Source organism: Rhodopseudomonas sp. NSM (genome assembly GCF_052445935.1).
Classification (GTDB): Bacteria; Pseudomonadota; Alphaproteobacteria; order Rhizobiales; family Xanthobacteraceae; genus Rhodopseudomonas.
Genome location: NZ_JBQTCH010000003.1, coordinates 261897 through 284482 on the forward strand (window position 1 = coordinate 261897; position 22586 = coordinate 284482).

General features: G+C 66.5%; 20 protein-coding genes. 13 read left to right on the plus strand and 7 right to left on the minus strand.

Annotated features, from left to right (window positions below; all coding sequences use genetic code 11):
• Window positions 1-35 precede the first annotated feature (35 nt).
• Complete coding sequence (locus ACTZWT_RS09620) at window positions 36-902, plus strand: hypothetical protein (protein ID WP_444769452.1); 867 nt, start codon at window positions 36-38, stop codon at window positions 900-902.
• A 517-nt stretch (window positions 903-1419) separates the two neighbouring features.
• A complete protein-coding gene (locus ACTZWT_RS09625) occupies window positions 1420-2784 on the plus strand; it encodes an OmpA family protein (protein ID WP_444769453.1) in 1365 nt (454 codons plus the stop codon).
• A 272-nt stretch (window positions 2785-3056) separates the two neighbouring features.
• On the opposite strand, the gene ACTZWT_RS09630 is transcribed toward ACTZWT_RS09625, so the two are convergent.
• The 3 genes from ACTZWT_RS09630 to ACTZWT_RS09640 all read right to left on the minus strand — a co-directional run bounded on the left by ACTZWT_RS09630 (window position 3057) and on the right by ACTZWT_RS09640 (window position 5781).
• On the minus strand, window positions 3057-3971 hold the full coding sequence (locus tag ACTZWT_RS09630; RefSeq protein WP_322516337.1) for an SDR family NAD(P)-dependent oxidoreductase: 915 nt from the start codon (window positions 3969-3971) through the stop codon (window positions 3057-3059).
• 251 nt (window positions 3972-4222) lie between these two features.
• Window positions 4223-5362 carry a thiolase C-terminal domain-containing protein gene (locus ACTZWT_RS09635; RefSeq protein ID WP_444769454.1) on the minus strand — a complete coding sequence of 380 codons (1140 nt, stop codon included), beginning with the start codon at window positions 5360-5362 and terminating at the stop codon, window positions 4223-4225.
• A gap of 5 nt (window positions 5363-5367) precedes the next feature.
• The gene (locus ACTZWT_RS09640; RefSeq protein ID WP_444769455.1) at window positions 5368-5781 is read right to left on the minus strand and encodes a Zn-ribbon domain-containing OB-fold protein; all 414 of its coding nucleotides are present in this window, start codon (window positions 5779-5781) and stop codon (window positions 5368-5370) included.
• A gap of 263 nt (window positions 5782-6044) precedes the next feature.
• Here ACTZWT_RS09640 and ACTZWT_RS09645 point away from each other — a divergent pair, with 263 nt between their 5' ends.
• Both ACTZWT_RS09645 and ACTZWT_RS09650 read left to right on the plus strand, forming a co-directional pair.
• Window positions 6045-7394, plus strand: a complete 1350-nt coding sequence (locus tag ACTZWT_RS09645; protein WP_444769456.1) for an amidase — start codon at window positions 6045-6047, stop codon at window positions 7392-7394.
• Window positions 7387-8073, plus strand: a complete 687-nt coding sequence (locus tag ACTZWT_RS09650; RefSeq protein ID WP_444769457.1) for a DUF2848 domain-containing protein — start codon at window positions 7387-7389, stop codon at window positions 8071-8073. The genes ACTZWT_RS09645 and ACTZWT_RS09650 overlap by 8 nt, the downstream gene beginning before the upstream one ends.
• 184 nt (window positions 8074-8257) lie before the next feature.
• Here ACTZWT_RS09650 and ACTZWT_RS09655 read toward each other — a convergent pair whose 3' ends face one another.
• Complete coding sequence (locus ACTZWT_RS09655) at window positions 8258-8695, minus strand: PaaI family thioesterase (RefSeq protein WP_444769458.1); 438 nt, start codon at window positions 8693-8695, stop codon at window positions 8258-8260.
• 260 nt (window positions 8696-8955) lie between these two features.
• Window positions 8956-10125, minus strand: a complete 1170-nt coding sequence (pobA, locus tag ACTZWT_RS09660) for a 4-hydroxybenzoate 3-monooxygenase (protein ID WP_444769459.1) — start codon at window positions 10123-10125, stop codon at window positions 8956-8958.
• Window positions 10126-10294: 169 nt separating this feature from the next.
• Between pobA and ACTZWT_RS09665 the strand changes: the two genes are divergently transcribed.
• From ACTZWT_RS09665 to ACTZWT_RS09705, 9 genes are all read left to right on the plus strand, one after another.
• Window positions 10295-11320 carry a TRAP transporter substrate-binding protein gene (locus ACTZWT_RS09665; RefSeq protein WP_444769460.1) on the plus strand — a complete coding sequence of 342 codons (1026 nt, stop codon included), beginning with the start codon at window positions 10295-10297 and terminating at the stop codon, window positions 11318-11320.
• A gap of 227 nt (window positions 11321-11547) precedes the next feature.
• Window positions 11548-12042, plus strand: a complete 495-nt coding sequence (locus ACTZWT_RS09670) for a TRAP transporter small permease (protein ID WP_444769887.1) — start codon at window positions 11548-11550, stop codon at window positions 12040-12042.
• A 2-nt stretch (window positions 12043-12044) separates the two neighbouring features.
• A complete protein-coding gene (locus tag ACTZWT_RS09675; RefSeq protein WP_444769461.1) occupies window positions 12045-13349 on the plus strand; it encodes a TRAP transporter large permease in 1305 nt (434 codons plus the stop codon).
• A gap of 4 nt (window positions 13350-13353) precedes the next feature.
• Window positions 13354-13815 carry a DUF3237 domain-containing protein gene (locus ACTZWT_RS09680; protein WP_444769462.1) on the plus strand — a complete coding sequence of 154 codons (462 nt, stop codon included), beginning with the start codon at window positions 13354-13356 and terminating at the stop codon, window positions 13813-13815.
• A gap of 382 nt (window positions 13816-14197) precedes the next feature.
• Window positions 14198-15004, plus strand: coding sequence for a crotonase/enoyl-CoA hydratase family protein (locus ACTZWT_RS09685; RefSeq protein WP_444769463.1), 807 nt, complete (start codon window positions 14198-14200; stop codon window positions 15002-15004).
• Between the two features lie 10 nt (window positions 15005-15014).
• A complete protein-coding gene (locus ACTZWT_RS09690; RefSeq protein WP_444769464.1) occupies window positions 15015-16913 on the plus strand; it encodes a feruloyl-CoA synthase in 1899 nt (632 codons plus the stop codon).
• Between the two features lie 167 nt (window positions 16914-17080).
• Window positions 17081-17500, plus strand: a complete 420-nt coding sequence (locus ACTZWT_RS09695) for an acyl-CoA thioesterase (protein ID WP_444769888.1) — start codon at window positions 17081-17083, stop codon at window positions 17498-17500.
• A gap of 82 nt (window positions 17501-17582) precedes the next feature.
• Complete coding sequence (locus ACTZWT_RS09700; RefSeq protein WP_444769465.1) at window positions 17583-18740, plus strand: ABC transporter substrate-binding protein; 1158 nt, start codon at window positions 17583-17585, stop codon at window positions 18738-18740.
• A gap of 351 nt (window positions 18741-19091) precedes the next feature.
• Entirely contained in the window at window positions 19092-19877 is a 786-nt protein-coding gene (locus ACTZWT_RS09705) for a GGDEF domain-containing protein (protein WP_444769466.1), read from the plus strand.
• 221 nt (window positions 19878-20098) lie between these two features.
• On the opposite strand, the gene ACTZWT_RS09710 is transcribed toward ACTZWT_RS09705, so the two are convergent.
• The gene (locus tag ACTZWT_RS09710; protein ID WP_444769467.1) at window positions 20099-20818 is read right to left on the minus strand and encodes an ABC transporter ATP-binding protein; all 720 of its coding nucleotides are present in this window, start codon (window positions 20816-20818) and stop codon (window positions 20099-20101) included.
• Window positions 20815-22584 (minus strand): branched-chain amino acid ABC transporter ATP-binding protein/permease, encoded by a 1770-nt coding sequence (locus ACTZWT_RS09715; protein ID WP_444769468.1) that lies wholly within the window; start codon window positions 22582-22584, stop codon window positions 20815-20817. The genes ACTZWT_RS09710 and ACTZWT_RS09715 overlap by 4 nt, the downstream gene beginning before the upstream one ends.
• Window positions 22585-22586: the final 2 nt, after the last annotated feature.

The following is a 22586-nucleotide window of genomic DNA, read 5'->3' on the forward strand; positions in this document are numbered from 1 at the left end:
TCCCGACGATAGCTCTTTGGCTCGTGGAGAATTCAATGGAACAATCTTTGGCAACCGGCGCGCGCGGCGACGTGTCAGTGACGCCCGGTGTGTCGTGGGCCGCGGTGGTTGCAGGGGCCGTCGTGTCCTGCGCGCTGACGCTGGTGCTGCTGGCATTTGGTGCCGGCGTGGGGTTCTCGGTGGTTTCGCCGTGGGGCTCGTCCGGCGTATCCGCGACGACTTTCAAGATCGGTACAGGCCTGTATTTCATCGTCATCGCGATGATCTCTTCGGCGGTCGGCGGCTATCTGGCGGGTCGGTTGCGTGCAACATGGGTCGGGGTCGCCTCGACCGAGATCACCTTCCGCGACACCGCCCATGGGCTGCTGGCGTGGGCGCTCGCGACTGTGGTAGGCGCCGCGCTTCTCGCCGCTCCAGCCAGCGCGCTGATCGGCGGGGTCGGCGCTGCGACATCGGCGGCGACATCGAGCGTCGCCTCGGCCGCGCAATCTTCCGGAGCGATGGACGGTTATGTCGATCAGTTGCTGCGGGCCGACTCGTCGGGCCAGGCGCAGGCCAATCCTGCAGACTCGCGTTCTGAATTGACGCGACTGCTGACCTCGTCGGTCGAGAGCGGCGACGGGCTGTCCGCCGCCGATCGCAGCTATGTCGCAAAACTGATCGCGAACAGAACCGGCCTCAGCCAGGCCGATGCCGAGCAGCGCGTCGATCAGGTAGTCGCCAGTCTGAAATCCAGCCTCGAGTCCGCACGCAAGGCCGGCCAGCAGATCTCGATCTGGCTGACATTGTCTCTCTTCATCGGCGCGTTGAGCGCCTGCCTCGCCGCGATGGAAGGCGGCGGAACACGCGACGGCACCTGGGGCAAACAGCCTGTGTTTCGTCGTCGTTCAACTGCAACCTAAGGAGTGAACTCATGCCAATTCTATTGTGGCTCGTCGGAATTCCGATTCCGCTCATCATCCTCATCATTCTGTTGACCTGAGAACGGGGAACGGGAACTGGGCGGCCTTCGGGCCGCCCTTTTTCTTGCGCTGTACCTGCGCCGCCACGCAGCTTCGCAACGGTCGGCTTTTTCAGCGGGCGATCGCCGCTCCACCTGACAGCAAGCCGACTTGCACTCAGATACCGTGAACACAATGATTGCTGCGAATTGGTAGGTGGGTAGTTGGCGCGTGCTGCGATTTTCAGCCGAGTGGCTACTAACTAATCAGGGCTCGGGGGCGATCAAACTTTAGTCAGGATGGTGGCGAGCGCGCCGACGGCGCTATTGAACGAGGGCCGATCCCGGCGACCGCGCGAGCGGTCGCAGTAGCGGCTTCAATTCAAGCGCGCGCGCTCGCCCGGCAGCTGCCGGAGCGACCCTGCCGATCAGTGGGGCACCGAGGTGGCGTCGATCGCGGCGGAGAAGGATGCGCCCCGATGTTGTATCTCCTGACTCATTACTGGATCTGGCTTGCAGCCGCATTCGCTGTCGGCGTTGTCACGCCGTTGCTGGCCGAGAAACTCGGTTGGTCGGCCGATCTGGAAAACTACTGGCTGCAGCGGATCGGTGTGGTGTTCGCGATCGCCGTGGTGCTGATCGTGGCACGGCTCGTGTCGGGCAGGCCCGAATTGATGCTGGAGGCGGGCGTCGGACTGGTCGCGGCCTATATCGTCGGTGGCATTGCCGGCGGCATTGCGCCGGGGCTGCTGCCGGCGCGGTTCGAGGGCTGGTGGGTCGGGCTGTTCGCGACCGGGGTGATTCTGCTGCTGTTCGGCATCACCACGATGCCGAAGATCGAGCCGGATCTGCGCGAGCGCGTCGCCGAGGTGGTGAAGAGCGCCGGCGCCGATCCGCTGAATTTCGACGTCAGCGGCCGCGACGTGTTGCTGCCGGACGATCTCGGCGCGAAGCGCGCGGTGCTGAGCGAGCAGATCGGGCAGGTCAATGGCGTGCGGCTGGTGTCCGAGGTCGAGGAGCTGAGCGGCGCGGCGCTGGCGGCGAAGACGGTGGCGAAGCTGCAGATCGAAGCCGCCGCGCAGGCTGAAGCCAAGGCCGAAGCAAAGGCTAAGGCGGAAGCCGAGGCGCGCGAGGCGGTGGAGAAGGCGGCCGCCGAGGGAGCCGCGCGGGAGGCCGCCGCCAAGGCGATCGCCGCCCGTGATGCGACGGCAAAACAGGCTGCCGCCAAGGCAAAGGCGGACGCCGAGGCGAAGGCCGAAGCCGACGCGATGGAAGCCGCGGCGAAGGCCGCCGCAGAGGTTGCCGCTTTGAAGGAAGCTGCGGCCAAGGAAGCCGCGGCCACGGAAGCCGCTGCCAAGGAAGCGGCTGCCAAGGAAGCGGCCGAGCAATCCGCCAGGCCGGCCGCGGTGGCGCCGCCGGCGACGGTCGCGCCGGCGCCGATCAAGACCGCCGACGCCGCCGGCACCGCATCGATGCCGTCGCTGGAATCCTGCCAGAGCAAATTGTCGACGCTGGCCGCGGCGGAGAAGATCAATTTCGCGCGCGGCAGCGCCGAGATCGCGCAGGCCTCATTGCCGGTGCTGAAGCAACTCGCGGAGGTGATCGCGCATTGCCCGGCGGCGACGATCGAAGTCGGCGGCCACACCGACTCCGCCGGCAAGAAGGCGGCCAACGACGCGCTGTCGAAGCGCCGCGCCGAAGCGGTCGCCGAAAATCTCACCAAGGCCGGGATCGGCTCGGCCAGCCTGATCGCGGTCGGCTACGGCGCGTCGAAGCCGCTCGCGAGCAACGCCTCCGCGGAAGGACGCGCGACCAACCGGCGGATCGAGTTCGTGGTGAAGTAACGACGCCCTTGCTCCCTCTCCCCGCTCTGCGCGGGGAGAGGGGTGGGGTGAGGGGCCGGGCAGGGCCTTTCCACATCTGTCGATGTTGATCGGGAGAGAACAGCGCGACCGGAGAGGGCGCGGGTGTAGCACGTCCGTGCCAGGCCCCTCACCCGACGCGGCCTCGCTTCGCGACGCCGCGTCGACCTCTCCCCGCAAAGGGCGGGGAGAGGTCAGCAGCCGCGCGGCGCGGCGGATTTGCTAGAGCGATCCCTGGTCCAGCCCAAGTCGTACTAGATCGCGTCCCAGTTGAAGATGTCGGCGGAGCGGTCGAGCTTGTAGAACGAGCCCTTCAGCGCCGGCATGCCGTGCTCGGCCAGCGTCTCGCAGGTCCAGCCGCCGTCGCGGTGCACCGAGCGGATCGGGCGCGACTGGCCCATCAGGAAGATCTCGTTCATCCGCACCGCGAAGATCTGGCCGGTGACGTCCTTCGCCGCATCGCCGAGCAGGAACACCGACAGCGGCGCGATCTTCTCGGGGCCCATCTGCTGCATCCGCGCGACGCGGGCCTTTTCGGCCTCGGTCTCGGTCGGAATGGTGCCGATCAGCCGCGACCAGGCGAACGGCGACACGCAGTTGGAGCGGACGTTGAAGCGCTGCATGTCGAGCGCGATCGACTTCGACAGGCCGACGATGCCGAGCTTGGCGGCCGCGTAGTTGGCCTGGCCGAAATTGCCGATCAACCCCGAGGTCGAGGTGAAGTGCACGAACGAGCCGCTCTCCTGCTCGCGGAACAAGCGCGCGGCCGCATGCGACACGTAGAACGAGCCCATCAGATGCACCTTGATGACCTGCTCGAAGGCGTCGATGCTCATGCGGTGGAAGATCGCGTCGCGCAGGATGCCGGCGTTGTTCACCACGCCGTCGAGCTTGCCCCAGGTGTCGACCGCCTGCTTGACGATCTTGCTGGCCGGCACCGCTTCCGCGACGCTCTCGAAATTCGCGACCGCAATGCCGCCTTCCTTCTTGATCTCCTCGACCACCTGCTCGGCCGGCGCGGCGTCGGTGCCCGAGCCGTCGGAGGCGACGCCCGGATCGTTGACGACGACCTTGGCGCCTTCGCGCGCCGCGAGCAGCGCGATCTCGCGCCCGATGCCGCGCCCCGCGCCGGTGACGATGATGACTTTGCCGTCCAGTGCCTTGGCCATGTGATGTGTCTCCTTTTTGTTTGTTGGTTGCGACTTGGCGGTCATTCCGGGGCGCGCGCAGCGCGAACCCGGAATCCCGAAATTGTGACGAAGAGAGATTCCGGGTTCGCTCACTGCGTGAGCGCCCCGGAATGACGCTTCGTTGTTTTGTTGTCGTCATGCGCGGGCTTGACCTGCGCATCCATCTCTTTCGGAAGATGGATTGCCGGGTCGAGCCCGGCAATGACGACAACAACTACGCGACGCCGGTGTTACTTCTCGTTCGTGAAGATGATCGTGCCGGACGCGGCGAACATGCCGCCGACGCCGTGGCAGACCGAGATTTTTGCGCCTTCCACCTGCGCCGGCGCGATGCCGCGCATCTGCCTCACGCTCTCCTGCAGCGCGTACATGCCGTACATGCCGGAGTGCATGTAGCTGAGGCCGCCGCCGTTGGTGTTGAGCGGCAGCTTGCCGCCGGGGCGGGTGTTGCCGTCGGCGATGAACTGGCCGGTCTCCTCATAGGGCATGAAGCCGAGGTCGCCGAGGCCGAACAGCGGCAGATGCGCGAAGGCGTCGTAGATCATCAGATGATCGACGTCGGCATGGCTGATACCAGCCTCGCGGAACGCGGTCGGCCCCGCGACCTTGAAGGCGCGCGACGAGTTGAAGCTCTCCATCTGGCTGACCATCGGCGTCTCGACGCTCTCGCCGGTGCCGAGCACATAGACCGGCTTGTGCGGAAAGTCCTTGGCGCGGTCGGCCGAGGTCATGATCAGCGCGCCGCCGCCGTCGGTGACGAGGCAGCATTGCAGCAGCCGGAACGGGTAGGCGATCATCCGCGAGTTCAGTACGTCCGCGACGGTGATCGGGTCCTTCATCATCGCGCGCGGATTCTTCGCGGCCCATTCGCGCTGCACCACGGCGACCATCGCGAGCTGCTCGTGGGTGATGCCATGGGTCTTCATGAAGCGCAGCACCGGGATCGGGAACTGGCTCGGCGGCCCGTAGATGCCGTAGGGCGCCTCGAACTGGCCCTGCAGGCTGTCGGCGGGGATCGAGCGCGGCAATTTGCCGATCATCGACTTGCCGCTCTCGGCGTGGGTGATCAGCACGGTCTTGCACAGCCCGGCTTCGATCGCCGCGGCGGCGTGGCGGACGTGCAGCATGAACGAGCAGCCGCCGACCGAGGTGCCGTCGACCCATGTCGGTGTGATGCCGAGATAATGCGCGATCTGCTGCGGGCTCTCGACCGCGGTGGCGATGCCGTCGATGTCTGACGGCTTCAGCCCGCAATCCGCCATCGCGTTGAGCGCGGCGTCGGCGTGGAGCTGGATCTGCGACATGTCGGGAATGACGCCGAGCTTGGTGGTCTCGGCGGCGCCGACGATGGCGACCTGATTGCGACGCATGGTGCTTACCCCTTCGCCGGACGGAATTGCGGAAGGGTGAGATTGTCGTCGATTTTCTGGAAGGTGACTTCGAGCTTCATGTCGAGCTCGAGCGCCTCCGGGGTCTGCGGACAATCGAGGATGTTGCTCATCATCCGCGGGCCTTCTTCCAGCTCCACCACCGCGATGGCGTGGGGTTCGGTGAAGCCGGGCGCCAGCGGGCGGTGATTGATGACGTAACTGTATAGCGTGCCCTTGCCGGAGGCCTTGAAAACGCTGACGCCGCGCGAGCCGCATTTCGGGCAGAACGGCCGCGGCGGGAAATACGCATGCTCGCAGGAATCGCAGCGCTGCAGGCGCAGTTCGCCCTGCCTGGCGCCGTCCCAATAATGCTGGGTTTCCGGGGTGATCTTCGGGCGTGCGCGCGCTGGTTCGGCCATCGTCTTTTGTTCTCTCCCTGAGCATTCGGCTTGTGAGCCGATCGGTTCCGGGCCTTGATGCGACATCGACCGGCCAGCGTCAACACGCGCCCGGCGCGTGCCCGTGTGCGCAAAACGTATTCCGGCGCGCGAACAATCAGCGCTGTTGCGCATGGCCAAACCTCGGACTCCGCGCTACAGGAGATGCAAATCAGACCTCAATTCGGCGAAGCCGGCGCGTGCTGACCGACGCGGTCGGCCGGCCTTCCAGCGGAACAGACGCCATGACGAAACTGCCCACGCTCGCAGCCCTCGCCGCCGATCTCGACGCCGGCCGCATCACCGCGCGCAAACTGGTCGAGGACTGCCTGGCGCGGATCGACGACGCGGCCGGGGAGGGCGCGCGCGCCTTCATCCATGTCGATCGCGATGCGGCGTGCGAGGCCGCGGAGGCGATGGACAAGCTGCGCGCGATCAAGGCGGCGCCGTCGCCCTATGCCGGCATTCCGGTTTCGATCAAGGACCTGTTCGATATCAGGGGCCAGGTCACCCGCGCCGGCTCGCGCGCGCTCGACGACAACCCGCCGGCGGAGGCCGACGCGCCGGCAGTGGCGCGGCTGCGGCGCGCCGGCTTCGTGGTGATCGGCCGCACCAACATGACCGAGTTCGCCTATTCCGGCATCGGCATCAATCCGCATTACGGCACGCCGAAAGCGGCCTATGGCCGCGACGTCGGCTTTGTGCCGGGCGGCTCGTCCTCGGGCGCCGCGGTCTCGGTCGCCGACGGCATGGCGCATGCGGGCCTCGGCACCGACACCGGCGGCTCGTGCCGGATTCCGGCGGCGTTCAACGGCATCGTCGGCTACAAGCCGTCGCAGCAACGCGTGCCGCGCGACGGCGCGGTGCCGCTGTCGTTTTCGCTCGACAGCATCGGGCCGCTGGCGCGCAGCGTCGCCTGCTGCGCGGCAATCGACGCCGTGCTCGCCGACGAGCCGATCCTGCCGCTGGTGCCGCGGCCGCTGAAGGGCCTGCGGCTCGCGGTGCCGACCACGGTGGCGCTCGACGAACTCGATGAAGCAGTGAGACTCGCGTTCGAGCGCGCGCTGAAGACGCTCGCGGGCCACGGCGCGATCATCGAGAAGATCGAGGTGCCGGAGTTCAACGACGTGGCGCCGCTCAGCGCCAAGGGCGGCCTCACCGCGGCGGAGAGCTACGCCTGGCATCGCTATCTGATCGTGGCGCAAGGCGACGTCTACGACCCGCGGGTGCGCGAGCGCATTTTGCGCGGCGAAACGCAGTCGGCAGCGGAGTACGTCGACACGATCCTCGCGCGCAAATCGCTGATCGCTCGCGCGACCGCGCGGCTCGCGCCTTACGACGCAATGGTGATGCCGACCACGGCTAATCTCGCGCCGAGCATCGCCGAGCTCGCCGACGACAAGGCGTTCACCAAGGCCAATCTTCTGGCGCTGCGCAACTGCACGCTGATCAACATGATCGACGGCTGCGCGATCTCGCTGCCGTGTCATCAGGGCGACGAGCCGCCGGTCGGACTGATGATCGCCGGCGTCAACGGCGCCGATCGCGACGTGTTCGAAGTGGCGGCGGGCGTCGAGGCGGTGATCAATGGCTGAACTCGCTTTCACGCTCGAAGCTTCGGGCAAGCGCGCGCCGCTGTCGCTGCCGATCACCCAGGCGGTGATCGCCGGCTGGACCGGCCGCGATCCGGTGGCGCGCGACAGGCATATCGTCGAGCTCGAAGCGCTCGGCATCGCGCGGCCGGCCTCGACGCCGATCTATTACCGGGTCGCCGCCGCGCGGCTCACCACCGCGGGCGCGATCGAAGTGTCGGGCAGCGATTCGTCCGGCGAAGTCGAGTTCGTGCTGATCGGCCATGGCGGCCGCATCCTGGTCGGCGTCGGCTCCGACCACACCGACCGCAAGGTCGAGGCCTATGGCGTGACGGTGTCGAAGCAGATGTGCGACAAGCCGGTCGCGCCGGAGCTGTGGGACTTCGCCGAGCTCGAAGCGCATTGGGACCGCATCGTGCTGCGCGCCTTCGCCACCATCGGCGGCGAACGCGTGCTCTATCAGGAAGGCACGCTCGACCACATGCTGCCGGCCCGCGACCTGGTTTCGCGCGGCTTCGGCGACGGCGGCCTGCCGGACGGCACCGCGATGTTCGGCGGCACCTTCGCGGCCAAGGGCGGCATCCGCCCGGCGTCGCGGTTCGAGTTCGAGATCGACGACCCGGTGCTGGGGCGTGTGATCCGGCACGGCTACGACGTCGTCGAGCTGCCGATTCTGGGGTGAGACGCTGAGGCGCGTGCGCGTGGCACGTCCTTCGCCAGTGCACGTCATTCCGGGGCGCCGCGCAGCGGCGAACCCGGAATCCAGAGGTTGGGACGAACGCCAACGGTGCAGAACAGCCTGAGGTTCCGGGTTCGCGCTACGCGCGCCCCGGAACGACAGTGCTAAGCGGGCATCATGCGACGCCTCACACCTTCGCCTTCGCCACGCTGAACGTCGCATTGGCGCGGGCGCAGCGGGCGCCGTCGGCGGTGACGAAACATTGCACGACGCAGAGCGATGCGCCGAGCTTGATCACCTCGGGTTCGAACTGCAGCCATTGCCCTATCTTCGCCGAGCCGAGGAAGTCGATCGCCAGCGATGCGGTGAGCAGCCGCTCGCCGCCGCCGAGCCTGTGGGCGCAGCTGTAGCCCATCGCGGCATCGGCCAGCGCGGCGATCAGCCCGCCATGGGCGAGGCCGCGCGAATTGGTGTGGGCATCGCGGATGCGCAGGCCGAGCATCACCGCGTCAGCCGTGGTCCTCGAGTAGATCGGCTCCCACGGCGCGGTGAGGGGACTCGGCCGGGTGTGGCGGGCGAAGCCCGCGGGGATGTCGGGCGTTTCGGCGTGGTCGGCTTCGGTCATGCAAGCGCTCGCGTTGAACAAGCGCATTTGACCGCACGCGCATCGCCGCTGCAACGCCGACAAAGTTTGAAGCGTGGTTTGAAAGGGTGTTTGAAACTTCGCCGGTCATAGACGTACAACAACAAACGTCATTCCGGGGCGCGCGCGCAGCGCGCGAACCCGGAATCCAGACGTTCATGGCATCTCGGGATTCCGGGTTCGCTCACTTCGTGAGCGCCCCGGAATGACGTGCGTGAGGGGGATGCTTACGTGGTACCTAATCAGTACGGCAGCCCGACGTAGTTCTCGGCCAGCGAGGTGGTCGCGGCCTGCGAGCTGATCAGGTAGTCGAGCTCTGCGGTCTGAATGCGCTGGGAGAAGGCGTCGCTGTCGGGGAAGCGGTGCAGCATCGAGGTCATCCACCACGAGAACCGCTCGGCCTTCCACACCCGCCGCAGCGCGTTGGCCGAATACGCGTCGATCCCGGCTTCGGATTTCTCGCCGTAGAATTCGCGGAAGGCGCGCGACAGATAGTAGACATCGCTGGCTGCGAGGTTGAGGCCCTTGGCGCCGGTCGGCGGCACGATGTGGGCGGCGTCGCCGGCGAGAAACAGCCGGCCGAACCGCATCGGCTCGGCGACGAAGGAGCGCAGCGGCGCGATGCTCTTCTCGATCGACGGCCCGGTGACCAGCCTGCCGGCGGCTTCCGGATCGAGCCTGTGCTTCAGCTCGTCCCAGAACCGCTCGTCGCTCCATTGCGCGACGTCGTCGGAGAGCGGGCACTGCACGTAATAGCGGCTGCGCTGCGTCGAGCGCATCGAGCACAGCGCGAAGCCGCGGTCGTGGTTGACGTAGATCAGCTCGTGCGACACCGGCGGCGTATCCGACAGCACGCCGAGCCAGCCGAACGGATACACCCGCTCGAAGCACTGCACCGCGCCGGCCGCGCTCTGGCGCGACACGCCGTGGAAGCCGTCGCAGCCGGCGATGAAATCGCAGGCGAGTTCGTGGCTGACGCCGTCCTTGACCCAGCGCACCTTCGGCCCGTCGCCGTCGAAATCGTGCAGGCTGACATCGGCGGCGTCGTAGATGGTGGTGAGGCCGGCTGCCTTGCGTGCCGCCATCAGGTCGCGCGTCACCTCGGTCTGGCCGTAGACGGTGACGTGCTTTCCGCCGGTGTTGCCGGCGAGATCGATGCGGTGGCGCTTGCCGGAGAATGCGATCTCGAAGCCGTCGTGCACCAGCCCTTCCTGATGCAGCCGCGCGCCGACCCCGGCTTCGTCGAGCATGCCGACCAGGCCCTGTTCCAGCACCCCGGCGCGGATCCGCGACAGCACATAGTCGGGGTCCTTGCGCTCGAGAATCACGGCGTCGATGCCGTAAGTGTGCAGCAACTGGCCGAGCAGCAGACCCGATGGTCCGGCGCCGATGATGGCGACTTGCGTCCGCATGCGCGTTCCCCGCAGGTTGGTTTGTCGCTTGGTTAAGGGACCGGGGCGGCGGCGTCCAGTTGTCGTCCGCTGTCTACCAGCTATTACAAGGCGGTCACTTGCATTGGGGGTTGTAACCGATAACAATGCAAGGAAATGGCCGATAGAGCCGCCCAAGGGAGAAGACACGATGAGAAAGACTCTGCTCGCGCTGCTGCTCGCAGCGGGCGTGACGCCTGTCCTGGCGCAGGCCGCCTCGGCGCAGGACAAGACCGTCAACTGGAAGGTCTCGTTGTGGGTGCCGCCGGCGCATCCGCTGGTGCCGGCGACCAAGGATTGGGCTGCCGACATCGAGAAGGCCTCGGGCGGCACCATCAAGATGGCGGTGTTCCCCTCCGAGCAGCTCGGCAAGGCGTTCGACCATTACGACATGGCGCGCGACGGCATCGCCGACGTCACCTACGTCAATCCCGGCTACCAGCCCGGCCGCTTCCCGATCGTCTCGGCGGGGCAGCTTCCGTTCGTGTTCAAGGACGGCAAGAAGGGAACGCTGGCGTTCAACGAGTGGTACCAGAAATATGCGCCGACCGAGATGAAGGACACCAAGCTGTGCTTCGCCTTCATTCACGATCCGGGCGCGCTGCACGGCAAGAAGAAGGTGGTGCTGCCGGCCGACATGAAGGGCCTCAAGGTGCGCCCGGCGCAGTCGACCATCGGCGAGATGGTGAAGCTGTTCGGCGGCACCAACGTCCAGGCCTCGGCGCCGGAATCGCGCGACGCGCTGGAGCGCGGCGTCGCCGACGAGATCACCTTCCCGTGGGGATCGGTGTTCCTGTTCGGCATCGACAAGGTGGTCAAGTATCACATGGACGTGCCGCTGTACTCGACGGTGTTCACCTACAATATCGGCCTGAAGGCCTATAACGCGCTGTCGCCGGGCCAGAAGAAGATCATCGACGACCATTGCACGCCGGAATGGGCCTCCAAGGTCACCGACCCGTGGGTCGACTTCGAGGCCAACGGCCGCACCAAGATGAAGGCGCTGGAAGGCCACGAGGTCTATCCGCTGACGCCCGAGCAGCTCGCCGAATGGAAGAAGGCGACCGAGCCCTTGCACCAGAGCTGGGCCGAGGCGGTGAAGAAGGCCGGCGGCGACGCAGCCGCGATCGACGGCGAGCTCAAGGCGGCGCTGAAGAAATACGACGCCGGGCTGTGATACGCCGAACTGTCGTCATTCCGGGGCGCGGGCGCAGCTCGCGAACCCGGAATCCAGACGTTCGGGGCACCTTGAGATTCCGGGTTCGCGCCCGACGGCGCGCCCCGGAATGACTTCCCCTCCGTGACGACCACGCTGGCCATGAACGCCCCATGACCTCCGATTTCGACAGACTGACGAATCGTCTGCCCGGCGCGCTGCCGACGCGGCGGTTTCCGAAGAACGGCATGGATCGCTTCATCGACGTGATCGAATGGATCGCGGCGTTCTTCGTCGGCGTCGTGGCCCTGAACACCTTCCTCGCGGTGTTCATGCGCAAGTTCTTTTCGGTGACGATCCCGGACTACTACAATGTCGGCCAGTTCCTGCTCGGCATTCTGATCTTCTGGGGCATCGCGGCCACCAGCTATCGCGGCACCCACATCACCGTCGACCTGCTGTGGGGCAATGTCGGCGCCCGGGCGCAGCGCTGGATCGACGTGTTCGCGACGCTGGTGCTGCTGTTCGTGGTCACGGTGCAGACCTACACGCTGTTCGACAAGGTGGTGACGACCAGGGCCGACGGCATCGTCACCATGGACCTGCAAATGCCGATCTGGCCGTTCTTCCTCGTCGCCTGGCTCGGCGACGTCGCGGCGGTGGTGCTGATCGCGATCCGCACCTGGCGGCTGATCTTCCATCCGGATGAACTGCACGATCCCAAATTCAAGCCGGTGGAATGACGATGGACAACGATGCGGTGGCGCTGATCGGTTTCGTCAGCCTGTTCGCCCTGATGCTGCTGCGCGTGCCGATCGGCATGGCGATGGGGCTCGTCGGCATCACCGGCTTCGGCTATCTCACCGGCTTCGAGCCGGCGCTGAAGCTGGTCGGCCAGACCACGATGCGCACGGTCACCGATTATTCCTTCGGGGTGATCCCGATGTTCCTGCTGATGGGCGCCTTCGTCTCGGTGTCCGGCATCAGCCGCGAGCTGTTCCGCGCCGGCTACACCTTCGTCGGGCATTGGCGCGGCGGCCTCGGCATCGCCACCATCGCGGCCTGCGGCGGCTTCGCGGCGATTTCCGGTTCGTCGGTGGCGACCGCGGCGACGTTCTCCTCGGTCGCCTATCCGGAGATGCGCCGCTACAACTATCCGCAGTCGTTCTCGACCGGCGTGATCGCGGTCGGCGGCACGCTCGGCGCGATGCTGCCGCCATCGACGGTGCTCGCGGTCTACGGCATCATCACCCAGCAGGACATCGGCAAATTGTTCATGGCCGGCATCGTCCCCGGGCTGCTCGCGATCATGATGCACATGATCACCATCGCGGTGATCGGCCTGGCGCGGCCGGGCTATCTGCCGACCGGCCCGCGCAGTTCGTGGCGCGACCGGTTGCTGGCATTTCGCGACGTCTGGTCGCCGCTGCTACTGTTCATCTTCGTGATCGGCGGGCTGTATGGCGGGTTCTTCATCCCGACTGAAGCCGGCGCGGTCGGCGCCGTCGGCGCCTTCCTGATCGGCATCGCGCGCGGCAAACTGACCCGCGACGGCATCCTGCAATCGCTGTTGCAGGCGACGCGCACCGCGGCCGCGGTGTTCACCGTGCTGATCGGCGCCTTGTGCTTCGGCTATTTCCTCACCATCACCCAGACCCCGCAGGCAATCACCGAATTCCTTACCGGGCTCGGGCTGGGGCCCTACGGCGTGCTGGCGCTGATCCTGGTGATGTATCTGGTGCTCGGCTGCGTGATGGACGCGATGGCGATGGTGATCCTCACCGTGCCGATCGTGTTTCCGGTGGTCACCGCACTCGGCTTCGATCCGATCTGGTTCGGCGTGATCGTGGTGGTGACGGTCGAGCTCGGACTGATCTCGCCGCCGGTCGGGATGAACGTGTTCGTGATCAAGAGCGTGATCAAGGACGTCAGCATGGGCACCGTGTTCAAGGGCGTGGCGCCGTTCGTGGTCACCGACGTGATCCGGCTGATCATTCTGATCATGTTTCCGCTGCTGGCGACCTGGCTGCCGCAACGCATGGTAGGATGACCCGATGAAACCCGTGCTCGAGACCCGTTACGTCTTCACCATCACGGCGCGGATCGGCGAGGTGATCTCGGCCGGCGACACCGGCGCCGGCGTGCGCCGGGTGATTCCGGTGATCGGCGGCGAGGTCAAGGGCGAGGGCATCAGCGGCCGTGTGCTGGCGTCCGGCGCCGACTTCCAGATCATCCGGCCGAACGAGTTGATCGAGCTCGAGGCCAAATACGCGTTCGAGACCGACGACGGCGCCGTGGTCTATGTCGAGAATGTCGGCATCCGTTTCGGGCCGGTCGACTTGCTGCAGAAGCTGAAGCGCGGCGAGCCGGTCGACCCGAAGCTGATCTATTTCCGGACCCGGCCGCGATTCGAGACCGGGCATCCGAACTATCAGTGGCTGACCACGCATCTGTTCATCGGATCCGCCGCCCGCCACGCCGACCGCGTCGTGGTCGACGTGCATCAGGTGCTGTGAAATTCTACAAATAACCCTCTCCCCTCGTGGGAGAGGGTGGCTTCGCGCAGCGAAGCCGGGTGAGGGGGCCGCGGGCACGGCGTTCGCGGCGCCCCCTCATCCGGCGCGGACTGCGTCCGCGCCACCTTCTCCCACGAGGGGAGAAGGAGAGGACGATCGCGGCCACTCTTTGCGCCAACCAACCGTCTCCCACGTGGGGAGAAGGAAGACGCCGCGCCTGTGGCCGCACTCCACCCCGGCGAACTGCGTTCTCCGACCCTCCCCCTCCAGGGGAGGGCGATCAGCATCGGTCGCTGCAAGTTTCATTTGCGATCGCGTCCGACCGCATTGACTCCCGCCGATTTCGTTATAGTCTATAACTATTCTGCACAGGACGTAATAAGTGCTCACAGGAAACGCCCCCGCCGCAACGCTCGCGGACCCCTCGACGCTTGTCGTCGATACCGTCGGCCAGGTGCTGACGATCGGCCTCAACCGCGCCAGGAAACGCAACGCGCTCAACGACGGCCTGATGGCCGCGCTGAAGGATTGCTTCACAGACATTCCCGACGAGATCCGCGCCGTGGTGATTCACGGCATCGGCGATCACTTCTCCGCCGGGCTCGATCTCTCCGAATTGCGCGTGCGCGACGCCACCGAAGGGCTGGTGCATTCGCAGACCTGGCACCGGGTGTTCGACAGGATTCAGTATTGCCGCGTGCCGGTGATCGCGGCGCTGAAGGGCGCGGTGATCGGCGGCGGGCTCGAGCTCGCCTGCGCCGCGCATATCCGCGTCGCCGAGCCGTCGGCCTACTACGCGCTGCCGGAAGGCAGCCGCGGCATCTTCGTCGGCGGCGGCGGATCGGTGCGGCTGCCGCGGCTGATCGGCGTGGCGCGGATGGCCGACATGATGCTGACCGGCCGGGTGTATTCCGCCGCCGAAGGCGTCGTCCACGGCTTCTCGCAATATCTCACCGACGGCGGCTCCGCCTACGACAAGGCGATCGAACTCGCTGATCGCGTCGCCCAGAACGCGCCACTGACCAATTTCGCGGTGCTGCAGGCGCTGCCGATGATCGCCGAGGCCAATCCGCAGACCGGGCTGCTGATGGAATCGCTGATGGCGACGGTGGCGCAGAGCGATCAGGAAGCCAAGAACCGGATTCGCGACTTTCTCGATCACAAGACCGCAAAGGTTAAACCGACCTGAGATGGGCGCCATGAACAACTCGGCCATGACCAACCCGACTGGACGCGCCGGAGAGGTGGGGCACCTCGATCCTCATCCGCTGCGCGACATTTCGTTCGGCGACATCGGGATCGCCACCGATCGCCGCCCCGACGGCACCATCTACGTCCGCTCGACGACGACGCTGTCGGACTATCCGGTGCGGATCACCGACCGCTTGCATCATTTCGCCGAAACCGCGCCCGATCGCGTGTTCATGGCCGAGCGCGACGCCGACGGCGGCTGGCGCAGGATCAGCTACGCCGGGATGCTCAGCGCCGCAAAGAAGATCGCCTCGGCGCTGCTGGCGCGCGGGTTGTCGGCGGAACGGCCGGTGATGATCCTGTCCGGCAATTCGATCGACCACGCGCAGGTGATGTTCGGCGCGCTGTATGCCGGCGTCGCGGTGTGTCCGGTGTCGCCGCCCTATTCGCTGGTGTCGAAGGATTTCGGCAAGCTGCGCTACATCGTCGGATTGCTGACGCCCGGTCTGATCTTCGCCGACGACGTGACGCCGTTCGCGCCGGCGATCCTCGCCACGGTGCCGAGCAATGTCGAGATCGCGGCGACGCGCGGCGAGGTGGAAGGGCGGCGCGTCACCTCGCTCGACGAATTGCTGAACACGCCGGAGCATCCGGGGCTTGCCGCCGCGCATGATGCGATCGGCCACGACACCATCGCCAAATTCCTGCTGACGTCGGGCTCCACCGGCAATCCCAAGGCAGTGATCAACACCCAGCGGATGATCTGCGCCAACCAGGTGATGATCCGCGAGGCGATGGCGTTCCTGAAGGACGAGCCGCCGGTGATCGTCGACTGGCTGCCGTGGAACCACACCTTCGGCGGCAATCACAATATCGGGCTGACGCTGTTCAACGGCGGCTCGATGTATATCGACGACGGCAAGCCGACGCCGGCCGGCATCGCGGCGACGATCCGCAACCTGCGCGAGATCGCGCCCACGGTGTATTTCAACGTCCCCAAAGGTTACGAATCGCTGCTGCCGGTGCTGCGCGAGGACGCGCAGTTGCGGAAGATGTTTTTCAGCAAACTGCATGCGATGTTCTTCTCCGGGGCCAGCCTGGCCGCCCATGTCTGGAAGGGGCTCGACGAGGTCGGCGCGCAGGAGACCGGCGCGCGGGTGCCGATGCTGACCGGCCTCGGCGCCACCGAGACCGCGCCGTTCTTCATGTCGGTGACGCCGCAGACGAGCCGCTCGGGTCACGTCGGCCTGCCGGTGCCCGGCAACGAGGCCAAGCTGGTGCCGAACAACGGCAAGCTGGAAGTCCGCGCCCGCGGCCCGAACATCACGCCCGGCTATTGGCGCGCGCCCGAACTCACCGCCAAGGCGTTCGACGAGGAGGGATTCTACAAGCTCAACGACGCGCTGAAGCCGGTCGACCCCAACGATCTCACCGCGGGCTTCGATTTCGACGGCCGCATATCGGAGGATTTCAAGCTCGCCTCGGGCACCTGGGTCAGCGTCGGTCCGCTGCGCGCGAAGTTCATCGCCGCCTGCGCGCCGCTGGTCCGCGACGTGGTGATCGCCGGGCTCGACCGCGACACGGTGTCGGCGCTGGCGATCCTCGACGCCGACGGCTGCAAGCTGATCAATCCGACGCTGCAGCTCGACGACCTCGCCGGCATGGCGTCGGACGAACTGATCCGCGATGCGTTTCGCGCGCGGCTGCAACGGCTGCTGACGCAGGCGACCGGCTCGTCGACGCGGATCACCCGGGCAATCCTGCTGGACGAGCCGTTGTCGATCGACAAGGGCGAGGTCACCGACAAGGGCTCGGTCAACCAGCGCGCGGTGCTCGAGCATCGCGCCGCGCTGATCGCCGACCTCTACGCCGACCCGCCGCCGGCGCATGTGATCGCGGTGGGGTAGGGCGGGCCGCATGACCTCAGTGGTTGCCATTCCGGGGCGCGCGCAGCGCGAACCCGGAATCCATAACCCCAGCAGGGAGTATGGATTCCGGGCCCGCACCAAGAGGTGCGTCCCGGAATGACGAACGTAAAGTTTGCGTATGAATATTGAGCCGGGTGCCGACAATGATGCTCACCAACCGCCGTGACGTTCAGATCCAGTGGGGCGATTGCGACCCGGCGAACATCGTCTACTACCCGCGCTATTTCGCGATGTTCGACGATTCGACGTCGAGCCTGTTCGAGGCCGCGGGCTGTTCGAAGCGGGACATCATCAACGTCTACGGGCTGGTCGGCATACCGATGGTCGACACCCGCGCCAAGTTCTACGTTCCGTCGAGCTATGGCGACTGGATCACGATCGAGAGCCGGATCGAGAAGTTCAATCGCTCGAGCTTCGAGGTCACCCATAAGGTCACCAAGGGCGAGGCGCTGGCGATCGAGGCGTTCGAGACGCGGGTGTTGGTCGGCCGCGATCCGGCCGATCCGGCCAGGCTGAAGTCCACGGCGGTGCCGGCGGAGATCATCGAGAAATTCATGCGGGGCTGACTCGCGGCCCGGTATGCCGTAAAGAAGACGCGGCAAGATCAGGCCGAAGGGCCGGCTGCACAACAAGAGGGAGGAGAAGCACATGAACAGGTTCAAGCTATCCGCTGCTGCGTTCGCCGTGGCGATCGCGCTGCCGGCGATGTCCGGCGCTGCGCTCGCCGAAACCAATGAAATCACCGTGGGCATCACCGTCACCACGACGGGCCCTGCCGCGGCGCTCGGCATTCCGGAGCGCAACGCGCTGGAATTCGTGGCCAAGGAAATCGGCGGTCACCCGATCAAGATGATCGTGCTCGACGACGGCGGCGATCCGACCGCGGCGACCACCAACGCGCGACGCTTCGTCACGGAATCCAAGGCCGACGTGATCATGGGCTCGTCGGTGACGCCGCCGACCGTGGCGGTCTCCAACGTCGCCAACGAGGCGCAGGTGCCGCATATCGCGCTGGCGCCGCTGCCGGTCACGCCGGAGCGGGCGAAGTGGTCGGTGGTGATGCCGCAGCCGATCCCGATCATGGGCAAGGTGCTCTACGAGCACATGAAGAAGAACAACATCAAGTCCGTCGGCTACATCGGCTATTCCGACAGCTATGGCGATCTGTGGTTCAACGACCTGAAGAAGCAGGGCGAGGCGATGGGCCTCAAGGTCGTCGCCGAGGAGCGCTTCGCGCGACCTGATACTTCGGTCGCGGGCCAGGTGCTGAAACTGGTCGCCGCCAATCCCGACGCGATCCTGGTCGGTGCGTCCGGCACTGCCGCGGCGCTGCCGCAGACGGCGCTGCGCGAGCGCGGCTACAAGGGACTGATCTATCAGACCCACGGCGCGGCCTCGATGGACTTCATCCGGATCGCCGGCAAATCCGCCGAGGGCGTGCTGATGGCGTCGGGTCCGGTGATGGATCCGGAAGGCCAGGACGACAGCGCGCTGACCAAGAAGCCCGGCATGGCGCTGGTGAAGGTCTACGAGGAGAAGTACGGCCCCAACAGCCGCAGCCAGTTCGCCGGCCATTCCTACGACGCCTTCAAGGTGCTGGAGCGCGTGATCCCGGTGGCGCTGAAGACCGCCAAGCCCGGCACGCAGGAATTCCGCGACGCGATCCGCAAGGCGCTGCTCACCGAGAAGGACATCGCGGCGAGCCAGGGCGTCTACAATTTCACCGAAACGGATCGCTATGGTCTCGACGACCGGTCGCGCATCCTGCTGACGGTGAAGAACGGCAAGTACGTCATCGTCAAGTAAGCGCAGGCGGCTGCAGCCGCCCGTGCCACGCTGCGATCGAGCCGGCCTCCCGCGAGGCCGGCTTTTTCGTCACGAGAACTCGCATATGCGAAGAGAAGCCGGCTTCAAGGCGATTTCTCCAACAGCCATTCCGGTGCTCCGGTGTCCCGACGCCGGGAAGTTGCGTTAGCGATGCGTTAAGCCTGACCGATCGAATTGCAGGGATTTAATGTGCTCGCCAAATAGCTGTCTGGTAAGATTACGAGGCACGATGGAGTGCGCGCGGCACACACCGCGTCGATCAATTTGGGTGGGGACGGGGGCCGTGGCGATTGCGCGCGGGCTTGCCGCGTCCGCATTGGCGGTGAAGAGATGCCGAGGCCGATCGTCACGCATCGGGACGCGATCAGCTACACCATCGGGCGAATGGCGCTGGCGGGCGGCCTGACCGCGATCGTGACGCTGACCTTCATTTTTTCCGATCTCGGCACCGATGCGAGCGCGCTGGTGCCGGTCGGCACGGTGGCGCATTCATCCCTGCTGATTGCGGTCGGCGTATCGACCCTGCTGTCCGGGGCGCTGAGCTACCGTTCGGCGATTCTGATGCGGCAGTTGACGCTGACCCGCGCCGAACTGCTGCGGATCTCGTGCACCGACCCGCTGACAGGGCTGCTCAACCGGCGCGGCTTCGACGACGCGGCTGCGCCCTTGCTGGCGCGGGCCGCCACTGCCGGTCAACGCGTGGTCGCGCTGATGTGCGACATCGACCGCTTCAAGGCGATCAACGACCGCTACGGGCACGACGCGGGCGATCGCGTGCTCGCCCGGATCGGCGCCATCCTGCGCGACTTCGCCGAAGCCAACGGTGCGGTGATCGCCCGCCATGGCGGCGAGGAATTCGCCGGCCTGCTGGTCGGCGTCAGCGACGAGGAGGCCACCCGCTACGCGCTGGCCCTGTGCAAGCTGTGCTCGACCGATGTGGCAGGAAACGACGTCGAGGTGCCGGTGACGATGAGCTTCGGGCTCGCCGCGCATCTGCCGGGCGGCGATCTCGCCGCGCTGATGCGCCGGGCGGATCAGGCGCTGTATCGCGCCAAGGATCTCGGCCGCAATTGCGTGGTGCAGATCGACCGGATGGAAGCCGTGGCGGCCTGCTAGAGCAGCTCTGATTTTGATGGAATCACCGCCGTCATCCTGAGGTGCCCGCTGGGCCGCGCCATGCGCGGCCAGCGGGCCTCGAAGGATGAGCCGCAAGTGCCTTGCCGCATCCTTCGAGGCTCGCTGCGCTCGCACCTCAGGATGACGACTCCGCACGCGAGAATGCCGCGTTGCTTCAATCATTCGATGAAAGGCTCTGGTGCCGCCGTCGCGTTGCGGTCTCAGGCCGGGTGCGAGAAGCCGAGATAGCTCGCCACCACCTGTTCGTTCTTCGCGATTTCGGAGGCCGGGCCGTCGAGCACGAATTCGCCGAGCTCCATGACATAGGCGCGGTCGGCGATCTGCAAGGCCGCCTTGGCGTTCTGCTCGACCAGCAGCACCGAGACGCCGGCCTCGCGCAATTCGCCGACGATGCGGAAGATGTCGGCGACGATGATCGGGGCGAGGCCGAGGCTCGGCTCGTCGAGCATCAGCAATTTCGGCGCGCCCATCAGCGCGCGACCCATCGCCAGCATCTGCTGCTCGCCGCCGGAAAGCGTGCCGGCGAGTTGCTTGCGCCGCTCCTTCAGCCGCGGAAACAGATTGTAGACCCGCTCCTGCGAGTTCGCCGCGGTCGCCTTGGCGATGCGGAAGGCGCCGAGTTCGAGATTGTCCTCGACCGTCATGGTGGCGAACAGCTCGCGATGTTCAGGGACCAGCGAGAGGCCGGCGGCGACGCGGTCCTCGATGTCGAGGCGGGCGATGTCGACGCCGTCGAAAACGACGGCGCCCTTGAGCGGGAAAATGCCCATGGTGGCGTTCAGCAGCGTGGTCTTGCCGGCGCCATTGGCGCCGATCACGGTGACGATCTCGCGCGCCCGCACCTCGAGCGTCACCGCGCGCACCGCCTCGACTTTGCCATAAGACACCGAGACGTCGGACACCTGCAGCAGCGCGCTCATGCCAGGGCTCCGAGATAGGCCTTGATGACTTCGGGGTTGGTCTTGATCGCGTCGGGCGTGCCCTCGGCGATCCGCGTGCCGAAATCCAGCACGACGATGCGGTCGGCGAGATCCATCACGAAGCCCATGTCGTGCTCGACCAGCAGCACCGACATGCCGCCGTCGCGCAATTGCCGGAGGAGGGCGGCGAGGCGCTGCTTCTCCATGTGGCGCAGGCCGGCGGCGGGCTCGTCGAGCAGCAGCAGCATCGGATCGGCGCACAGCGCGCGCGCGATCTCGACGATGCGCTGCTGGCCGAGCGACAGCGAGCCCGCGAGCTGATCGATCTCGGCGCCGAGGCCGACGCGCTCGATCTGCCGCGTGGCTTCGGCGAGCAGCCTGGCCTCGTCGGCGCGGTCGAGCCGCAGCATGCTGGTCAGCGCGCCGGCATTGCCGCGCAGATGCGCGCCGATCGCGACGTTCTCCAGCACGGTCATGTCCGGCACCAGCTTGACGTGCTGGAAGGTGCGGGCGATGCCGAGCTGCACCACGTCCTGCGGCGGCGCGTTGTCGATCGGCTTGCCGTGCAGCTCGATCCTGCCGCCGGTGGTGGTGAGGATGCCGGTGATCAGGTTGAAGGTGGTCGACTTGCCGGCGCCGTTCGGCCCGATCAGCGCGACGATCTCGCGGGCATGGACCTCGAACGACACGTCGTTGACCGCAACCACGCCGCCGAACTGTTTTCGCGCGCGTTCGACTTTCAGCAGCGGGCCGGTTTCGTCGCTTGTCCGCTCACGAGGCGCGAGTGCTGCGCTTGCGTCGATGCGCGGCCGGTGGATTTTGATCGGGATCAGATTGCTCAGCCACGGCCAGACTCCGCCGGGCGCGAGCTGCAGCAGCAGCACCAGCAGGATGCCGAACACGATGATCTCGAGCTGGCCCTGGCCGCCGAACAGCATCGGCAGATAGCCCTGCAGCACTTCCTTCAGCACGATCACGATCGCCGCACCCAGCACGCCGCCCCAGACGTAGCCGGCGCCGCCGACCACGGCGATGAACAGATATTCGATGCCGGCCTGCGGGCCGAACGGGGTCGGGTTGACGTTGCGCTGGAAGTGCGCGTAGAGCCAGCCGGACAGGCCGGCCAGCACCGCGGCGTAGATGAAGACGAGAAGCTTCGCCCGCGCGGTCTGCACGCCGAACGCTTCGGCGGCGATATGGCCGCGCCGCAGCGCCCGGATGGCGCGGCCGGTGCGGCTGTCGAGCAGGTTCATGGTCAGCAATGCGCTGATCAGCACCATGCCCCAGATCACGAAGTAGATCGTCTCCGGATCGAACATCTGCAGCGATCCGATCGACAGCGGCGGCACCTGCGAGATGCCGTCATTGCGGCCGAGAAAGTCCAGCTTGCTGAACAGATAGTACAGCGAAATGCCCCAGGCGATGGTGCCGAGCGGCAGATAGTGTCCGCTGAGCCGCACCGTCATCAGGCCGAGCAGCACCGCGGCCGTGCCGGCGACCAGCAGCGAGAGCGGCAGCGTCAGCCACGGCGACACGCCGTAGACCGTGGTGAGATAGGCGGTGGTGTAGGCGCCGAAGCCGCAGAACGCGGCCTGGCCGAACGAGGTGAGGCCGCCGACGCCGGTCAGCAGCACGAGGCCCATCGCCACCAATGCGGCGAGGCCGATATTGTCCAGCAGTACGATCCAGAACGGCGGCATGCCCGGGATCAGCGGCAGCGCCGTCATCACGGCGGCGAACAGGAGAATGGGAAGCCAACGCGGCATCG

What these genes read in the sequence shown, in the direction of transcription:
- pobA (WP_444769459.1), bottom strand. Translation starts at nt 10,125, where the DNA reads ATGCGGACGCAAGTCGCCATCATCGGCGCCGGACCATCGGGTCTGCTG.
- ACTZWT_RS09715 (WP_444769468.1), bottom strand. Translation starts at nt 22,584, where the DNA reads ATGCCGCGTTGGCTTCCCATTCTCCTGTTCGCCGCCGTGATGACGGCG.
- ACTZWT_RS09675 (WP_444769461.1), top strand. Translation starts at nt 12,045, where the DNA reads ATGGACAACGATGCGGTGGCGCTGATCGGTTTCGTCAGCCTGTTCGCC.
- ACTZWT_RS09620 (WP_444769452.1), top strand. Translation starts at nt 36, where the DNA reads ATGGAACAATCTTTGGCAACCGGCGCGCGCGGCGACGTGTCAGTGACG.
- ACTZWT_RS09640 (WP_444769455.1), bottom strand. Translation starts at nt 5,781, where the DNA reads ATGGCCGAACCAGCGCGCGCACGCCCGAAGATCACCCCGGAAACCCAG.
- ACTZWT_RS09635 (WP_444769454.1), bottom strand. Translation starts at nt 5,362, where the DNA reads ATGCGTCGCAATCAGGTCGCCATCGTCGGCGCCGCCGAGACCACCAAG.
- ACTZWT_RS09680 (WP_444769462.1), top strand. Translation starts at nt 13,354, where the DNA reads ATGAAACCCGTGCTCGAGACCCGTTACGTCTTCACCATCACGGCGCGG.
- ACTZWT_RS09630 (WP_322516337.1), bottom strand. Translation starts at nt 3,971, where the DNA reads ATGGCCAAGGCACTGGACGGCAAAGTCATCATCGTCACCGGCGCGGGG.
- ACTZWT_RS09695 (WP_444769888.1), top strand. Translation starts at nt 17,081, where the DNA reads ATGCTCACCAACCGCCGTGACGTTCAGATCCAGTGGGGCGATTGCGAC.
- ACTZWT_RS09705 (WP_444769466.1), top strand. Translation starts at nt 19,092, where the DNA reads ATGCCGAGGCCGATCGTCACGCATCGGGACGCGATCAGCTACACCATC.
- ACTZWT_RS09670 (WP_444769887.1), top strand. Translation starts at nt 11,548, where the DNA reads ATGGATCGCTTCATCGACGTGATCGAATGGATCGCGGCGTTCTTCGTC.
- ACTZWT_RS09645 (WP_444769456.1), top strand. Translation starts at nt 6,045, where the DNA reads ATGACGAAACTGCCCACGCTCGCAGCCCTCGCCGCCGATCTCGACGCC.
- ACTZWT_RS09710 (WP_444769467.1), bottom strand. Translation starts at nt 20,818, where the DNA reads ATGAGCGCGCTGCTGCAGGTGTCCGACGTCTCGGTGTCTTATGGCAAA.
- ACTZWT_RS09650 (WP_444769457.1), top strand. Translation starts at nt 7,387, where the DNA reads ATGGCTGAACTCGCTTTCACGCTCGAAGCTTCGGGCAAGCGCGCGCCG.
- ACTZWT_RS09690 (WP_444769464.1), top strand. Translation starts at nt 15,015, where the DNA reads ATGAACAACTCGGCCATGACCAACCCGACTGGACGCGCCGGAGAGGTG.
- ACTZWT_RS09655 (WP_444769458.1), bottom strand. Translation starts at nt 8,695, where the DNA reads ATGACCGAAGCCGACCACGCCGAAACGCCCGACATCCCCGCGGGCTTC.
- ACTZWT_RS09665 (WP_444769460.1), top strand. Translation starts at nt 10,295, where the DNA reads ATGAGAAAGACTCTGCTCGCGCTGCTGCTCGCAGCGGGCGTGACGCCT.
- ACTZWT_RS09700 (WP_444769465.1), top strand. Translation starts at nt 17,583, where the DNA reads ATGAACAGGTTCAAGCTATCCGCTGCTGCGTTCGCCGTGGCGATCGCG.
- ACTZWT_RS09625 (WP_444769453.1), top strand. Translation starts at nt 1,420, where the DNA reads ATGTTGTATCTCCTGACTCATTACTGGATCTGGCTTGCAGCCGCATTC.